The following is a 14,984-nucleotide window of genomic DNA, read 5'->3' as shown; positions in this document are numbered from 1 at the left end:
TCATAAAACTTTCTTAAAAGAAAGTCAGACAAACAAATTGTGTTGCGAAAGTATCTAGTTGTATTCTACAAGTACCCATTGATCTTGTCAAATTAACAGCTTTCATAAGATTGTTGCATTTCCAAAACAACCGGGTTTCTGTTAAAATAGGCCTTGGTATGGAAAAAAAGCGAGGTAATACGTACATGCAACCTTCATTGGAAACTATTGAACTTGAATTGGCGGTCCTCATTCGACGTGTTTCCTTAATTACAACTTGTTGTAAATTCGGCAATCTCGATCGGTCGGCCTATCTTCTATTGCATCAAATAATTTCCCATGGATCCGCAGGAGTTAAAACACTGGCCAATGAATCCCATTTGGATATTTCCACGATTAGCAGACAAGCAGCGGCTTTAGAGCAAAAAGGATATGTATATAGGATTCCTGATCCTTTGGACGGAAGAGCCTGCTCCTTTCTGGTTACGGATTTAGGATTAAAAGAGTATAACAATCACAGGCAAGCGCGATTAACTAAAATAGCCGATAATCTTGAGGATTGGTCCGAAGAAGAATGCAGGATGTTCGGACAGTTACTGCGAAAATACAATCTCTCAATTATTAATAAATAAACGGAGGTCCAAGTGTCCCTGAAGCCAAGGATGGCGAGAAAGGGACACTATAGCGCAGGCGGCCGCCCGGTGGCCCTTATGCAGTTGCGGAAACAGAAGCCATTAGTTGTACTTAGGCTCTGGAAAGCAGCACAAGATTATACAGTGCGCTAAAAAAGCCAAGACGAACAGAGCGTTTGTCTTGGCTTTGGGTTATTTACGCTTAAGCCTCATAGTTGGGCAGACTGAATTGACTTATGATGCTCACCTTCAGACAGCCGTTGAAGTTCGGGCAATATGCTTATTGCGCCTAAAAGGGCCAGATTGCAGAAGAGGAGCGGGCCCATTACAGGGTTTCGGTAAAGAAACCTGGCCCAGACGACAGTCTGAGTTCCGGCAAGATTTCCCGCGATATGGAAGCCAAACCCCAATAAACCAACAAACATATTTAAAGCCAAAATGACCATAAAGCTAGTGGTTTCCAGACGGTTAGTTTGGTGATCTGCCATATAAAAGCAGGACAAAGCAGCCAGGGTTCCTGAAACGAGTGGTATAAGAGTATAAATTGGTTTAAAACCAAGTCGGGCGTGATCGAAATAAGCAGCTAAAACAGCTCCTAAAAAGCCCAGGCCCACCAGGATAAGCAACTTGGAGCGTCGTGAAGCCCCATGGTAATGTCTGCTGGCTAAAGCGTAGCAAGAGATCCCGGCAAAGGCAACCGGCGCAGCCACGGGAGAACCGGCAACCAAAAGGTTGTAATAACTTTCTTTGCCTGAAATCGCATTTCCAGTCAGATGAAAGAAAGTACCCAAGACACCTACCAGAACTCCTACCCACATCACAACTTGGAATACTCGTTTCGAAAAAACAGGCTTGGGAAAAATAAGCTGAATAAGGATCGCTAAAACTGCCAAGGGAGTGAAAACCAAAGGAATAACTTCCCAACGGAAAAAATCATTTTGCGAGTGAGCAATAAAGACATCAATCCCCGTCAGAAAAAAGTTTAAACCCATCATTCCCAGCAAAAGAGATGTTTTATAAGGAGATAGCCGGTACAATCGCTCAATCATTTCGGAATCCTCCTAGTGCTTCGCTTTTGCCAGAGCATCGGCTTCTGACTGCATTTCTACCAGAGCTTTCTCCTGCTCATAAATACCATTCCAATTGACGTAATCCGCTCCGCCCATGACAGCACCAAAGCGCGCTCTGCGGCCTTCGTGATGCCAGAGTTCAAAATACAGGAAGTCAATCGGAGTCCCAAAGGGCTTAGTCCCTAATAATCCCGCGTTGCGCAAGTCTTGGACGATGGATTTTCCTTTAGCGATATTCTGGTTTGTAAGAGCAATGTTCTTCTCTGCTTTGCTCGTCACGTCGTCGATAAAGGGCTGGACATGACAATTAAGACAGACCGTATTCATCGTTTGCTGATGAGCGGCTCCATCAGGCCGCACTGAGGCCACCTCAGGAGACAAAGCCCATTTAAGCCGTTGACCTACATCGTGGGTTCCCGTAACACTGCCGAATGCCGACATATGACACGTTGCGCAGGTCGGGGCCGGAAAATCCTTGACCGTCAAAGTACCTGGAGGCGCATCCATGTTATACTTTGACTGATTAGCCTGATAATAGGTGCCATGGGCAGACTCGTTGTAAATTTCCGCTTGAGGATGATCAGGCCCTAGATGACATTGTGCACAAGTCTCCGGCTTACGCGCTTGTGCCACATCGAAAGTATGGCGCAAATGGCATTTCGTGCAATCCCCAAAACTTCCGTCACTATTCTTTTGCCCAATAGCATGACAAACTTCACAAGACTGAGCACTGGCGTCCTGACCTATGAGGTTGTAGACAGGATTGGCATTGCCGGAATTGAGAGGATTTCCGTTAGCATCGAGCAAATGATATTTGGCAAGTTCCGCAGGTGTGAAATTTTTTGCTCCCTGAACTACGTACCATGATCTTGCAGAGTGGTTGCTGTTCTCAAACTGTTGAACTTCTGTGGCGTGACACTGGGCACAATTGTTCGGAGTCGGTTTAGCGATGAGAGCCACATTGTGATGGTCTTCCGTCAGATTTTCTTGACCTTTTACCGCTTTGTGACAGTCAAGACACTGCACTCCCCGACCGGAATGTTTGCTGTCATGATATTGCTGAATAATTCCCGGGTTCTCTTTTTGATGGCACTCAACACAGGCTTTGTTTTCTCCTGTAGTCACGGCACTCAAAGTCGGCAAACTCGTAGTTAGTCCTTGAGGCCCGATGACAAAGTGATAGACCACAAATAATAAAGCACACACTAAAACTGTTCCGATCCCCAACAGAGCGACCAGGCGCCGAGTTGTCTGCTGCATCGAAAGGGTAACCTCCTTTTCAAAATATTTGTTCTCAGATCAGATCAAGCTGCCGGTTATATGTAGATTCTGAGAACATTCTTAATTTAAGATATCACTATTTTTTACTTTAATATGTGATTTTGATCACTTTTCTGGAGTATCAGAAAAGATAAGGACCGGATGGGACATACCATCCGGTCCTTTTGACACTATCCTCTGCCCCGGCCTTTTTACTTCATAATGATTCCTTCCGGATCAATGACCTTATAAAGCAGATCCAACTCCTCGTAGGTAGGAGTCAGAGTTTCACCTTTGCATCTGGAAATATTCAGATCAAAACTACAGTTGGCACGGCAATCTTCGGCTGTAAAACCGGGATGGAAGGTATCCAGGTACATCTCTCCGTTTTCGTCAAAGCGATAGACACCCATGTCGGAAATAACGGCGGACGGTCCGCCGTTAAATGCGGGACCATAAACCTCCTTTTTAGGAACCCATTCTTTATCCGGCCAATGAGGAATTTTCCAGCCGGGTGAGGTGATATAGCTGACTCTTTCTACAAAGCGGCGCTTTTGACCCAATTGGGGCATGATCAAGACACTTCGTTTAGCCAGAGAATGAATATCCGTGTTCCCGCCGCTGCCTGTAAGCCTTTTACCCGTGGGACCGCCCATAAAAGTGCAGTTGACGTTGCCATAGAGATCTACTTCGGCTCCTCCTAAATAAGCCAGATCGACTTTACCAGACTGCAGTTGGCCAAAGACGTCAGTCAGGCCATCAGCAACGGCGGCCTGGTAACTGCAACGGGCATCGGCTACCGATGTCGGCAAATCTATGGGCCTGCCGTCAATAGAACCCGATTCATAAATGCAAACAGCCGTTGGGGCTTGTGTATGCTGGGCCACCATGATAGCCAGCATCGGCAGGCCCGTACCTGCAAACACTATTTCGCCATCCTGAACTTCCCGAGCAGCCGCGCAAGCCAAGAGATCCATAGGTTTAAATTCCCCCGGCTTAGAATATCCTTTTCTGCTCTCCATCATCGTGACCCCCTTTTTAGCGTCGAAGAATAGCCCAACGCAGGATTGGCTTTTAAAGCTTCCAAGCGGTTAAAGCCTAATTTGCCGAGATACTCCTGGAAGTCTTTAACACCGAAAATCCATTCATCGGCCCATTTATCAAACCCTTCCTGAGTACGGGTAGCATTAAAGAAGTTGGCAATAAAGTCTCCGTCAGGCTCATGCACCCCGTACAGACCCGTTGGGTGAGCACCCCAAGGCAGTTCAACGATGTAATCCACAAGATAGCCCGGTAACATATTGCGGGTCGGTTCCCGGCGCAGGTATTCCTCGGGAACGACCTTTTCGGCAATAATGATATTTTTGGCAGAAGCTTTAATGGCTTCCTGATCGCTAAATCTCAGACCATCGACTCTTACGGTCCCTTCAGTGCCAACCATTTGCACATGAGTAATACACCAATCCGGATTGGCTGCCGGGATCAGAATAATTTCAGAATCCGTAAAAGGCTCTTTATACGCAATGTATTTATATTTACCGATATGTCGGTTGGACCCATCTCTAAGTCCCGCTTTACCAAGGTTATCATTATCCGGATTCAGCATATCGCAGCCCATAGCCGAATAAGTGGGTAAGAACGGAAGACCCTTGGAGCCTGCTGTCAATCTGTTTAAGGCATGAATATGAGCCCAGTCTTCATATAAAATTTCACCGTTTTCGATTTTACGGGCCAAATTGCTGCCGAACTTGCCATAAAGTTCGTGTCCGCACCAGCTCGATTCCCAGATCCCGACACAGCCGGCTCCCACGAGCATATCATCATGAGTTCCACCGTTAACCTCAATCAGATGAAGATTCCGCTTTTTCTGACGGATCAATTCATAAATCGCTGCCATGGGACGACGCCAGACTGTAAAACCTCCGAATGTTAACATATCCCCATCTTTGATTTGCCCTACCGCTTCAGAGAGTGTGACAATTTTAGGTCTTGCCATGATGCAACCCCCTTTTAACTGCTTTTAAAGCTTTAAATGCTGCCCTTCCGCTAAATCTGTCATTCAGTAATCAAAAACGCCCAATAACTTCACGGCCAATAATCATACGCTGAATCTGATTCGACCCTTCGTAGATCTGAGTAATTTTAGCATCTCTCATCATTCGCTCAACAGGGAATTCCGAACAATAACCGTATCCGCCCATCAGCTGAACACAGTTTGTAGTGACTTCCATAGCAACATCTGTGGCATAGAGCTTAGCCATTGATGCTTCTTTGTTATGCGGCAGATGATTATCCTTAAGCCACGCTGCTCTGTAAATCAACATCTGGGCAGCATCAATCTTAGTAGCCATATCCGCCATCATAAACTGGACCCCCTGATTGGCGGCCAAGGGTTTGCCAAACTGTTGCCTTTCTTTAATATAGTTATTGGTATACTCCAAAGCACCTTCAGCAATTCCTAACCCCTGGGCACCTATTGTGATGCGTCCGCCCGCCAAAAGCCCCATGGCAACAGCAAAGCCGTTGTTAATTTCTCCCAGGACATTTTCTTTAGGGACTTTGACATTTTCAAAATAAAGCTCACAGGTTGGATCGGCATGCATGCCCATTTTTTCGACCGGTTTACTGATTGTAAACCCGGGAGTGTCTTTTTCGATGATTAAACAGGTAATACCTTTGCCTTTAGGCTGAGAGGGATCAGTCTTGACAAAAGTGCAATACGTTGTGGCATGTCCGCCATTGGTAATGAAAATCTTACTGCCGTTGACAAGAAAATGATCGCCTTTATCCTCAGCCTTTGTTTTTAGGGCGGCGGCATCAGAGCCGGCGTTAGGCTCAGTCAGGGCATAGGCACCGATAATCTCGCCCGCGGAGAGTCTTTTCAGATATTTTTCTTTCAAACGCTGGCTGCCGTATAAATGAATGCTCATGCAGCCCAAACCCGTGTGTACACTGGTTACAACGGCTGTAGAGGCACAGCATTTGGCCAGCTCTTCAATAATAATGGCAAAATCCAGATAAGTACCGCCACCGCCTCCCCATTCTTCGGGAATGGGAAAACCCGTTAAGCCAAGTTCTTGCATTTTTTTCCAGGAATCCATAGGAAACTCATGGCTTTTGTCAATGATTGCCGCTCTCGGCGCAACTTCGCTTTTGGCAAACTTCCTCACCATATCTCTGACCATAAGGGTTTCATTGCTCAATTGAAAATCCATAGTATGTCACTCCCTTTACTCTTTCATGAAAACACTTAGTCAGCATCTACACGGATAATCATGGCATCGCCCTGAGCGTGACCGGCACAAATTCCGCACACCCCGTATCCGCCGCCCCGGCGTTTTAATTCATAGGCCAACGTCATCACGATTCTTGCTCCGCTTGCTCCGATGGGATGGCCATAAGCAATTGCTCCCCCATTGACATTGACCTTTTCATACATTTCCTCCTTCGTCATTCCCAGAATACTGCGGGAACTGACAAGAGCAACTGCTGCAAAAGCTTCGTTAATTTCAATGAGTTTAACATCTTCCAGAGTCATATTGTTTTGATCAAGCACCTTCTTAATCGAAAGACCGGGAACTGTAGCAATATCTTTCGTAGGTTGAGATACTTCGGCATAGTCCACAATGGTGAAAAGCGGTTTCAGGCCCAACTCATCTGCCTTGGCACGGCTCATCAGCAGGCATACGTCTCCTCCGTCATTGGTGCCCGGGGCGTTGCCTGCAGTCACACTGCCGGGCTGTCCCGTAACAGCGCTTGTATGATTGAACACTGGTCCAAGTTTAGCTAACCCTTCCATAGTGGAATTAGCCCGCGGTCCCTCATCCTTCTCGATAATTTCTTTCCCTTTTTTAAGAGCAACAGGGAAAATCTCGTCATCAAGCTTGCCGGTCGCCATCGCATCCGAAGCAGCCAGCTGCGAATGCAGCGCCCATTCATCCTGCTCTTCGCGGCTGTAACCAAATTCGTCTGCCACTTCCGAACCGTGAATAGCCATATGACGGTTGTAAATCGAGTCCCATAGCCCGTCTTTGACCATCAGATCTTCACAGTCCGCATTCAGAAAGCCCATCTTTTTCCCGCGCCTCATATCGGGAAGGGCAAAGGGAATGTTGCTCATGCTCTCTTGCCCGCCGGCAATGACGATCTCAGCCCTGCCAAGAGCAATCATCTGAGCGCCCAGATCAATAGTTTTGACTCCGGAAGAGCAAACCTTGTTAACCGTGATGGAAGGTACGTGTTCCGGAAGCCCCGCCAGAAGCGTAGCCTGACGGCTGGGAACCTGACCGCTGCCCGCCTGTACCACTTGGCCCATGATGACATAATCCACATCCCCGGGAGCAACCTTACCTTCCGTTCGGCGTATAACTTCTTTAATAGCTAAAGCCCCCAACTGAGCGGCATCAAACTCTACCAACGCACCAAGAGATTTCCCATAAGGAGTTCTGCAGGCTCCTACGCATACAACCTCACGTTGTTTGGCATAAGTATTGTTGATTTTCCTGCCCAGGGTGGAAAAATCGGGCTTTCTTTCTCCGTAAGCGCTTATTTTAGCGTTTTTGTAGTAATTTTTCCTTGTAATTTCAAGTGCTTGAACTATCTTCGACATATTATTCCTCCTCAAGTGGCATTAGTGCTACCGGCGTTTTCAGCCGGTAAAATCTCCCCACTTTCAGTTTCTAAAAAACGAAACTAACCCTAGTGACGGAAATTAAACTCAAAGCTCTCTTCCCCTTGTCCTCCTTCCATCTGCAAAACTAATTCAACCCCTGGATTATTTCTGAATCCTAAGAATTATTAAGCAATTAACATGCCAAAAATGAGCCGGCAGCAAAATCAAGGATGCCAAGCTTTCCATAACCAGCCTTAATTCCAAAAGTGTCCTGAAACCGGACATATTTGTTTAAAGTGTGTCTGTTTTCGGGACACTTAAAGACATGAGTGCCGCAAGAGAACCCGCCTAATCTTTCAGATCGTATTTATTTAGCTTATCGTAAAGTCTTGAACGGCTAAGATTGAGAAGCTTTGCCGCTTTTGTCTTATTCCCTCCGGTTTTTTCAAGAGCTACCACGATCATGTTCCGTTCTATTCTGCCGATTTTGTCTTGATGACGAATCGTTCCGGTAATTACCTGACTTTTGGAAGAGCTGATGCTGAGTATTTGGTCAGGCAGATGAGTCAGCTGGATCAAACCGCTCCGGGTATAATTGACTGCCCTTTCAATAACATTTTCCAGTTCACGTATATTTCCGGGCCACGTATAGTTGAGCAAAACCCGCATAGCGTCATCGGTGATACCCGTGACGTTGGCAGTAAGAATATGGTTAAACTTTGTTATGAAAAAGTGAATCAAAGGTTCTATATCCTCTGCCCGTTCTCTCAAAGGAGGCAAATGCAAATTGATGACGTTTAAGCGATAATAGAGATCGGCCCGGAATTCTCCTTCAGATATAGCCTTATTAAGGTTTTTATTCGTAGCCGCTAAAATGCGGACATTTACTTTAATACTTTTGGTGCTCCCTAAGCGCTCAAATTCACGGTCCTGCAGCACTCTCAGCAACTTAGACTGCAAAGCCAGAGGCATGTCTCCGATCTCATCCAAAAAAAGTGTTCCGCCATCGGCCATCTCAGCGCGACCCGGCTTCCCCGCTTTAGCTGCCCCGGTAAACGCCCCCCCAACATAGCCAAACATTTCTGCTTCCATTAGGTTTTCCGGCATAGCGGCGCAGTTCACTTTAATAAAAGGGCCTTTACATCTGTCACTGCAGAGATGAACAGCATGAGCCACGCCTTCTTTTCCCGTACCGCTTTCCCCGGTAATCAGCACAGTGGAGCTGCTTAAGGCAACAATTGATATTTCTTCCTTCAGTTTTTTCATTTCAGTACTTTCCGCAATGATGGTTTTTAAGGCCTCTTGAGCAGTTTTATTTTTTTGTAACTCTTCCTGAAAAAACGTCACTTTATTTTCCAGGAAGCGAAGTTTTTCGGCCAGCTCTCGAACTTCGGCAAGTTGAGGAAATACTGCTTTTCCGACTGCCCCGACAACATCTCCCTCTCTTATAATAGGTAAACGGGAGACAATTAACGGCTTGCCCTGTATCGTCAGAACATCACTCGTTTCCGAAACACCGGTGCTGGCCACAATGTGTAATCTGCTCGTCTCCATGAAATCAGTTATAGGTTTTCCGATAATTTCTTCCGGGCGCAACATTAAAAAGTCGGCCATTGCTTGGTTTACGAGAGTAGTTTTTCCTCTTTCATCCACAGCGATAATCCCGTCGTGAATGATATTGAGGACTGTATCAAGGGTCTTGTTTAAAGCTTTAACAGTTTCTAATTCCTTAGCGGCTTGCTCCAAATCAGTAAGATCCTGAAAAATGACAATTCCCCCGGCAATATTCCCGCCGATGATCAGAGGAGTAATATTCACAACCATCGTAATGTGACGGTGCCTATACTTTAGGCCTATTTTAACTTCGCCGTGAATTAGCGCCGCCTTTAAATCTAAATTAGGCAGCAGCTCATTGCAGGGCTGCCCAAGGGAAGTATTGGCTTTTAAGCCTAGTATGCGGCTTGCCCCTATGTTAACATGGGTTACCAAGCCCTGACCGTCTACGGCAATCACGCCATTGTGCATGGAATTCAAAATAGCCTTCAACTGTTCATTCAGCAGTTCAGAATGCCTGAATAAAGTCATAACCATATTTGCTTTGCACAAGAGGCCGAGAACTTTTCCCTCTTTATTGACAACAGGTACCGACCCGACCGAGCTAACTTTCACAAAATCCGCTAACTGATCGTCCGAGACGTCATCGGCGATGCTAATCACTTCCTTTATGAGGTAGGGATCAATAACATCTTTATGGGTGGCTCCGTCCAAAATTGCCCGATAAAGGCTGCTCCTGCTAAATACACTTAATAGTCTGCCTTGCTCATTTAAGACCGGAATAATGGCAATCTTTAAATCCATAAAAATTTTCACGGCTTTGGCTATTGTATCGCCAAGATTCAAATACGAAATTTTGGTATTGGTACCTTCTTGAAGGAGCATAGTATCACACCTTTAATTTGTTTTAATTGCGGCTTATAAACTCGCTAAATCCTAATAATTTTTTGAATTTGGTTTGATAATTGCAAGCCTTTAAGAGTATATGCTATTTATTTATATTTTCTTACTATTCTGCGTTATCAGGGCATTTCCTGCTTAAACTGCTACTCCAGGTAAAAGTTCCAAGAATTTTTAACCATTACCTTAAACATAAGGAACAAGACTTTTGCTTTAAAGCTTCTTGAATGTAATTAGACTGCCGCCTGAAGCCGACAGTCTAATGAATTTTTAAAAGATAACTTAAGCTAATTTATTATCACTTTTGCTGTCTACCTAAAAAATTACTCCCAAGGCAATCAGAATAAGAATAGCTATGGCAATAATACCTGCGCCGGCCCAGTTGTTGCCGCCACCGCTGCCGCCACCACAACCGCATCCTCCTAAGCCTCCATATCCGTACATAACCAAACCTCCTCCTTTTTAATTTATTTGTTTAGAATACAATGCCTAAAGCGATTAACAATAAAATAATGACCACAACGATCCCAATGCCGGCTCCCCAGCCAACGCCCGTTCCACAAGCTGCGCCAAATGCCATTTATAGCTCCTCCTTTCATGGTCCTGATATACAATATGCCGAATTTACATTTTTTTCCACATTCTTTGCGGATTTCTTAATCGCCTCTTTAGGCAATTTACTCTTAGGCAAGGCCTAAGACCTGACCGAATCAGTTTAACGGCTAAGATAAAACACCAGTTACTGTGAACTAAGCTCACTATAACTGGTGTTTTCAGGCTGAATTTTTATATCAGTTAAAAAAAGAGACGATTCCCAAAGCCGCCAAATCCACCAAAGCCGCCACCTGCAAAGCCGGTAGTACCAGCAGTGCCGGCAGTGCCAGCAGTGCCGGCAGTGACAGTAGGATAGCCTTGATCAACTACAACGTTAGTGCTTACCGGTTGATAAATATGCTGAGGAACGTTAACGATATTTTGACGATTGACGTTAACAACAGGGTGAATAACAGGTATTACACGCTGAGTGTAAAAATCCCGTACGCAATATTGTGGTGGGCAAACGATTGGACATCCGCAACCATACATTAGAAAATCACCTTCCTATTCTTCTTCATACAAGATACAATAACCGATTTAGAAGATAACGGCTAATGCGATAAAAATATAATTGCATTTAGCAGCGTTAACACTCCGCCTAAAGAAGGAACAACAGAACATCCTGTTTAATCAACTGTAGCCCATCCGTGCACTGTCATTGCCCTTCTTTATTGTGGATACTTCAATATATGCTGTATAGAAAATATTGGAACTTATTCCAGGATCTTAATTTAAATTTCTAAATCATCAAGCCCCTGACAAAAATCCTATAACCTTTAAGCTTCCTGGGCGCAAGGTCTCCTTGTTAAAAGGGCTGCAAATGACGCCTGGAATCCCGCTAAGATATTGCTTTCTTAGCTTTATACTTTGAATTTTGATACGATCCGCGTGAGATTATCCGAGCTTTGCTTGGATAAATCAACCTGTCTCATTACTTCATTTGATTTTTCCGCCATTAACATGCTTTGCTGAGCAATGTTCGTTGTACCCTCTGCGCCTTCAGTGGCAGCTCCGGCAATTTCTTCAATTACTCTGGCAATCTCTTGTATGGAAGCGGTGAGTTCCTCCGCGGTTGCACTAAAATCTGTCACAAGATGATCTACAAACTTGGCATCCTCGTTATACTGTTCACTGGTTTTCACCATAGACTCATAATCGCTGAGGACTTGTTGGTCTATAAACTCTAAAACACTCGCGGAGCTTTCAGCAAGGTTTGTGACAGATACAACTACTAACTTTGTAACCTCTTGAATTTCTTTTATTGTGCTTCTGGAGTTCTCCGCTAATTTCCTAATTTCATCGGCTACAACAGCAAAGCCTTTTCCTGCCTCCCCTGCCCTCGCCGCTTCAATAGCTGCATTCAGAGCAAGAAGGTTTGTTTGCGAAACAATTTGCAATATCGTATTCGAAAGCAAATTGATCTTTTCTACCGCCTTAGCTTCTTCAATTGCCTTGATCGTTCTCTCTTGAGCGTTTAAATAGATAGATTTTGCGCTAGTTTGCGAAGAAATGGCCTTTTGCTTAAGATCACTTGCCCTTTTACTTATTTCTCCCGCAGATGCAGCTCCCTGCTGTGCTTCTATAGCAACGGCGCTTACAGCTCTCTCAATTTCTGTCGCTGTTGCACTCATCTGTTCACTAGAGGCTGCCGTCTCCTCCATTGACGCTGAGAGTTGCTCAGTTGTTGTCGAGACTTCTTCAACTTCCTTAGTTAATTCAGCCATGGCTTGTCCGCTAACTTCTACCGCTTTTTTTACGTTTTGAGATTCGCTGACAACTCCAATCACGACCTCTTTCACTGCTTCCTGCATCGCCGCAATAGCTTGGGCCAGCACCCCTATTTCATCGTCCCTTTTCATAAGCTGTTTCGTAGAATCATGAGTGAAATCTCCGGTTGAAATAACCTTCAAATGTTCAGACGCCAACACAATGGGTTGGGAAATTAATCCAGATACGAAATACCCTGCCCCTAAACTTAATAATAAAATAATGATTGACAACAGAAAAATTGATCTGCGCATGAGCAGTACCCCAGACATAACTTCATCCTTAGGAGCAGCCACTGCCAGCGACCAACCTGTTCCTTTTACAGGGGCGTAACCCAGGTATTTAGTTTCCCCATTATACTCATATTCACCTACGCCGCTCTTTCCCTCCGTCATCTGTTTTTCCAAAAAGGCCAAAGGTTCAAGCTTGGGATTACGCTTAACATTTTCGAAATCATTATCCATAGTCATAACCAGCTTTTGATCACTATGAGCAATTTTCGTACCCTTCTCATCAATCATAAATGCTTTGCCCGACTTGCCATAAGTAATATTATTTGTAATGTCGCTCAGATCGTTGCCGTCTTTAAGCGCTGCCAGAACTCCAACGACGGCGCCTTTACTGTTTATCGGCACTGCATAGACAATAACCAATGATCCGTCATCTTTGCTGACGATAGGCTCAGATACTGCTCTATTGCCTTTTAGAGCCTTCTGAAAATAGTCCCTGTCTTTAATATTAATCTCTTTGCCCGTAGTCATTTCTGCCGTTCCATCAAGGCCGGCAATCAACATAGAGGAATAACCGTTTTGCTTGGCCTCATCTTGAAGAATAGTCTTTTTATCCTCCCAAGAATTGTCGCTATCTTTTATGCGGTCTTGATTGGCAATCGTCGCAAGATTCTCTAATATGGTATTCATTTTTTCGGAAACAATTTTAGCGCCCTGGTCCGCTACTTGGGGGAGAGTCTGATTGACCTGTGACGTTATAGCCTTAGCAGCAGTTAGATACGCAGCAAAGCCTAAAACCGAACATACGAAAAACAAAAGAATCCCTATACATGCAATCACCTTTATCTTTATGCTTCTCATAAACGAACTCCTATCTGATCATCAAAAATTATTGCGATTAATGTAAGCAAAGTTATTACATCTCATTTTGCAACTTAGCTGGCCTCTTCTTTAAATTCCACACACTCAATAAAGCAAGTTAAATTTTGAAGCAGGTCCACAAAAACTTCTTTATTAAGCGTTCTGCCATTGCTGTCAAATAATAAGCGCACCACAGGACGCGTTGGAAATTGTTTATTGACAGCAACCACCATCCCCATTTCACCTGTATTCAGGGTAACTATCGAATTTTCAGGATATAAAATGAGCGCTTGTCTGAACGCCTGCACGACATCTGGATTAAAGTCCCTTCCGGACCAAGCAAAGATCATTTCTAAAGCTTGATATGGTGGTATCCCTTGGCGATATGGTCTGTCAGCCGTTAAAGCCTCATAAACATCGGTAACAGCTACAATTTGAGCATCAAGATGAATGGTGCTTCCTGTTAAGCCATGAGGGTAACCTTTTACATTCCAGCGTTCATGATGTTCCTCAACCGACGCAATGACACCAGGCAGTAAACGGACATTTTTCAGCATTTCCGCTCCTAAGCAGGGATGCTGTTTAATAAGGTCGAACTCCTGACCAGTTAAATTACCCGGTTTGTTCAGGATTTCTTTCGGCACCCTCAGTTTTCCTAAATCATGCAGCAAAGCTCCAAGTATTAAATTCTTAAGCTTCCTACTTCTATACCCCAGATTCATCCCTGTTACCGCTGTTAGCAAGGCAACGTTAATACTATGTATAAACGTTCCCTGGTCATATTGTCTGAACTTGCTAAGATTGAATTGCTTAGAATCAAAATATATAGTTTGAGACTTAAGTTCTTTTAAAATAGCCTCTACGAGTGATACGGTTTTTTCAATGTGCTCCGGCTGAATTAATTTCGCGTCATGATAAATGCTCCATAAAGAACCCACCAATTTAGTGTAAATGTCTTTGGGGAAAATTTTCTTTTGTTTAGTTAAATCACTTTTATTATTCTGACGACTCCACACATAAACCTCATGCTTCTCCAGAAGTTCTCTGATGGTTGCAGTAATCGGTTGGCCTCTACTCAACAATAAGACTCCAAATCTATTAAAAAGGTCCGCACTTGCTGTCATACTCATCATTGAATTAAATTGAACCTGTTCCAATAACCATTTCATAGACAACCTCCTTCCGTCTTTTCCAAGGTTTAATTCAAAAACATCTCTCCTTTTGGCAAATAGTTTAGGGCAAATATAATTTATTTTTTACTATATTATAATTAATTTAATTATAAATCAATAATTATATTTGTATTTTTTCCTACAAAAATTGTCGAATTATAGTTTATCCGCTGACTAATCCGCTCTAAGACTCCCGCTTCAGCAAGCGGTGAGTTAAGAGCGGCTAAGTCCCTGGATAAGTGCGACTAAGATTCAGATGGAGTTAAAACTCCACCCGAATCAAGTCTTCTTTATTCGCCTTAACTGCCCACCGGGAATGATTGTCCACAATCTTTTTTTCGGCGCATATG

At 44.2% G+C, this 14,984-nt stretch carries 12 protein-coding genes; 1 reads left to right on the top strand and 11 read right to left on the bottom strand.

All coding sequences use genetic code 11. The annotated features are described in order from the left end of the window. Positions 1-185: 185 nt before the first annotated feature. Positions 186-611 (top strand): MarR family winged helix-turn-helix transcriptional regulator, encoded by a 426-nt coding sequence (locus tag REC12_RS06915; RefSeq protein WP_308893121.1) that lies wholly within the window; start codon positions 186-188, stop codon positions 609-611. 209 nt (positions 612-820) lie between these two features. Here REC12_RS06915 and REC12_RS06910 read toward each other — a convergent pair whose 3' ends face one another. The 11 genes from REC12_RS06910 to REC12_RS06860 form a co-directional block, all read right to left on the bottom strand. Beyond that, complete coding sequence (locus REC12_RS06910) at positions 821-1,660, bottom strand: hypothetical protein (RefSeq protein ID WP_308893120.1); 840 nt, start codon at positions 1,658-1,660, stop codon at positions 821-823. Positions 1,661-1,672: 12 nt separating this feature from the next. Further along, positions 1,673-2,941, bottom strand: a complete 1,269-nt coding sequence (locus REC12_RS06905; protein WP_308893119.1) for a multiheme c-type cytochrome — start codon at positions 2,939-2,941, stop codon at positions 1,673-1,675. Positions 2,942-3,153: 212 nt separating this feature from the next. After that, positions 3,154-3,963 (bottom strand): CoA-transferase subunit beta, encoded by an 810-nt coding sequence (locus tag REC12_RS06900; RefSeq protein ID WP_308893221.1) that lies wholly within the window; start codon positions 3,961-3,963, stop codon positions 3,154-3,156. Continuing rightward, entirely contained in the window at positions 3,963-4,937 is a 975-nt protein-coding gene (locus REC12_RS06895) for a CoA transferase subunit A (RefSeq protein ID WP_308893118.1), read from the bottom strand. Before REC12_RS06895 ends, REC12_RS06900 begins: the two co-directional genes overlap by 1 nt. Before the next feature lie 70 nt (positions 4,938-5,007). Continuing rightward, entirely contained in the window at positions 5,008-6,156 is a 1,149-nt protein-coding gene (locus tag REC12_RS06890) for an acyl-CoA dehydrogenase (RefSeq protein ID WP_308893117.1), read from the bottom strand. 35 nt (positions 6,157-6,191) lie between these two features. After that, positions 6,192-7,550: a thiolase family protein gene (locus REC12_RS06885; RefSeq protein ID WP_308893116.1), complete on the bottom strand. Its 1,359-nt coding sequence runs from the start codon at positions 7,548-7,550 to the stop codon at positions 6,192-6,194. 351 nt (positions 7,551-7,901) lie between these two features. Continuing rightward, positions 7,902-9,992 (bottom strand): sigma 54-interacting transcriptional regulator, encoded by a 2,091-nt coding sequence (locus tag REC12_RS06880; RefSeq protein WP_308893114.1) that lies wholly within the window; start codon positions 9,990-9,992, stop codon positions 7,902-7,904. 330 nt (positions 9,993-10,322) lie between these two features. Beyond that, positions 10,323-10,451 carry a hypothetical protein gene (locus REC12_RS06875; RefSeq protein ID WP_308893112.1) on the bottom strand — a complete coding sequence of 43 codons (129 nt, stop codon included), beginning with the start codon at positions 10,449-10,451 and terminating at the stop codon, positions 10,323-10,325. 351 nt (positions 10,452-10,802) lie between these two features. Then, positions 10,803-11,093, bottom strand: a complete 291-nt coding sequence (locus REC12_RS06870; RefSeq protein WP_308893110.1) for a spore coat protein D — start codon at positions 11,091-11,093, stop codon at positions 10,803-10,805. A gap of 371 nt (positions 11,094-11,464) precedes the next feature. After that, positions 11,465-13,462: a methyl-accepting chemotaxis protein gene (locus tag REC12_RS06865; RefSeq protein ID WP_308893108.1), complete on the bottom strand. Its 1,998-nt coding sequence runs from the start codon at positions 13,460-13,462 to the stop codon at positions 11,465-11,467. 74 nt (positions 13,463-13,536) lie between these two features. Beyond that, positions 13,537-14,631 carry an HD-GYP domain-containing protein gene (locus tag REC12_RS06860; protein WP_308893106.1) on the bottom strand — a complete coding sequence of 365 codons (1,095 nt, stop codon included), beginning with the start codon at positions 14,629-14,631 and terminating at the stop codon, positions 13,537-13,539. Positions 14,632-14,984 lie beyond the last annotated feature (353 nt).

The sequence above is a fragment of the Candidatus Desulfosporosinus nitrosoreducens genome (assembly GCF_030954495.1).
Taxonomy (GTDB): domain Bacteria; phylum Bacillota; class Desulfitobacteriia; order Desulfitobacteriales; family Desulfitobacteriaceae; genus Desulfosporosinus; species Desulfosporosinus nitrosoreducens.
This window is presented reverse-complemented; position numbering and strand designations above follow the sequence as displayed.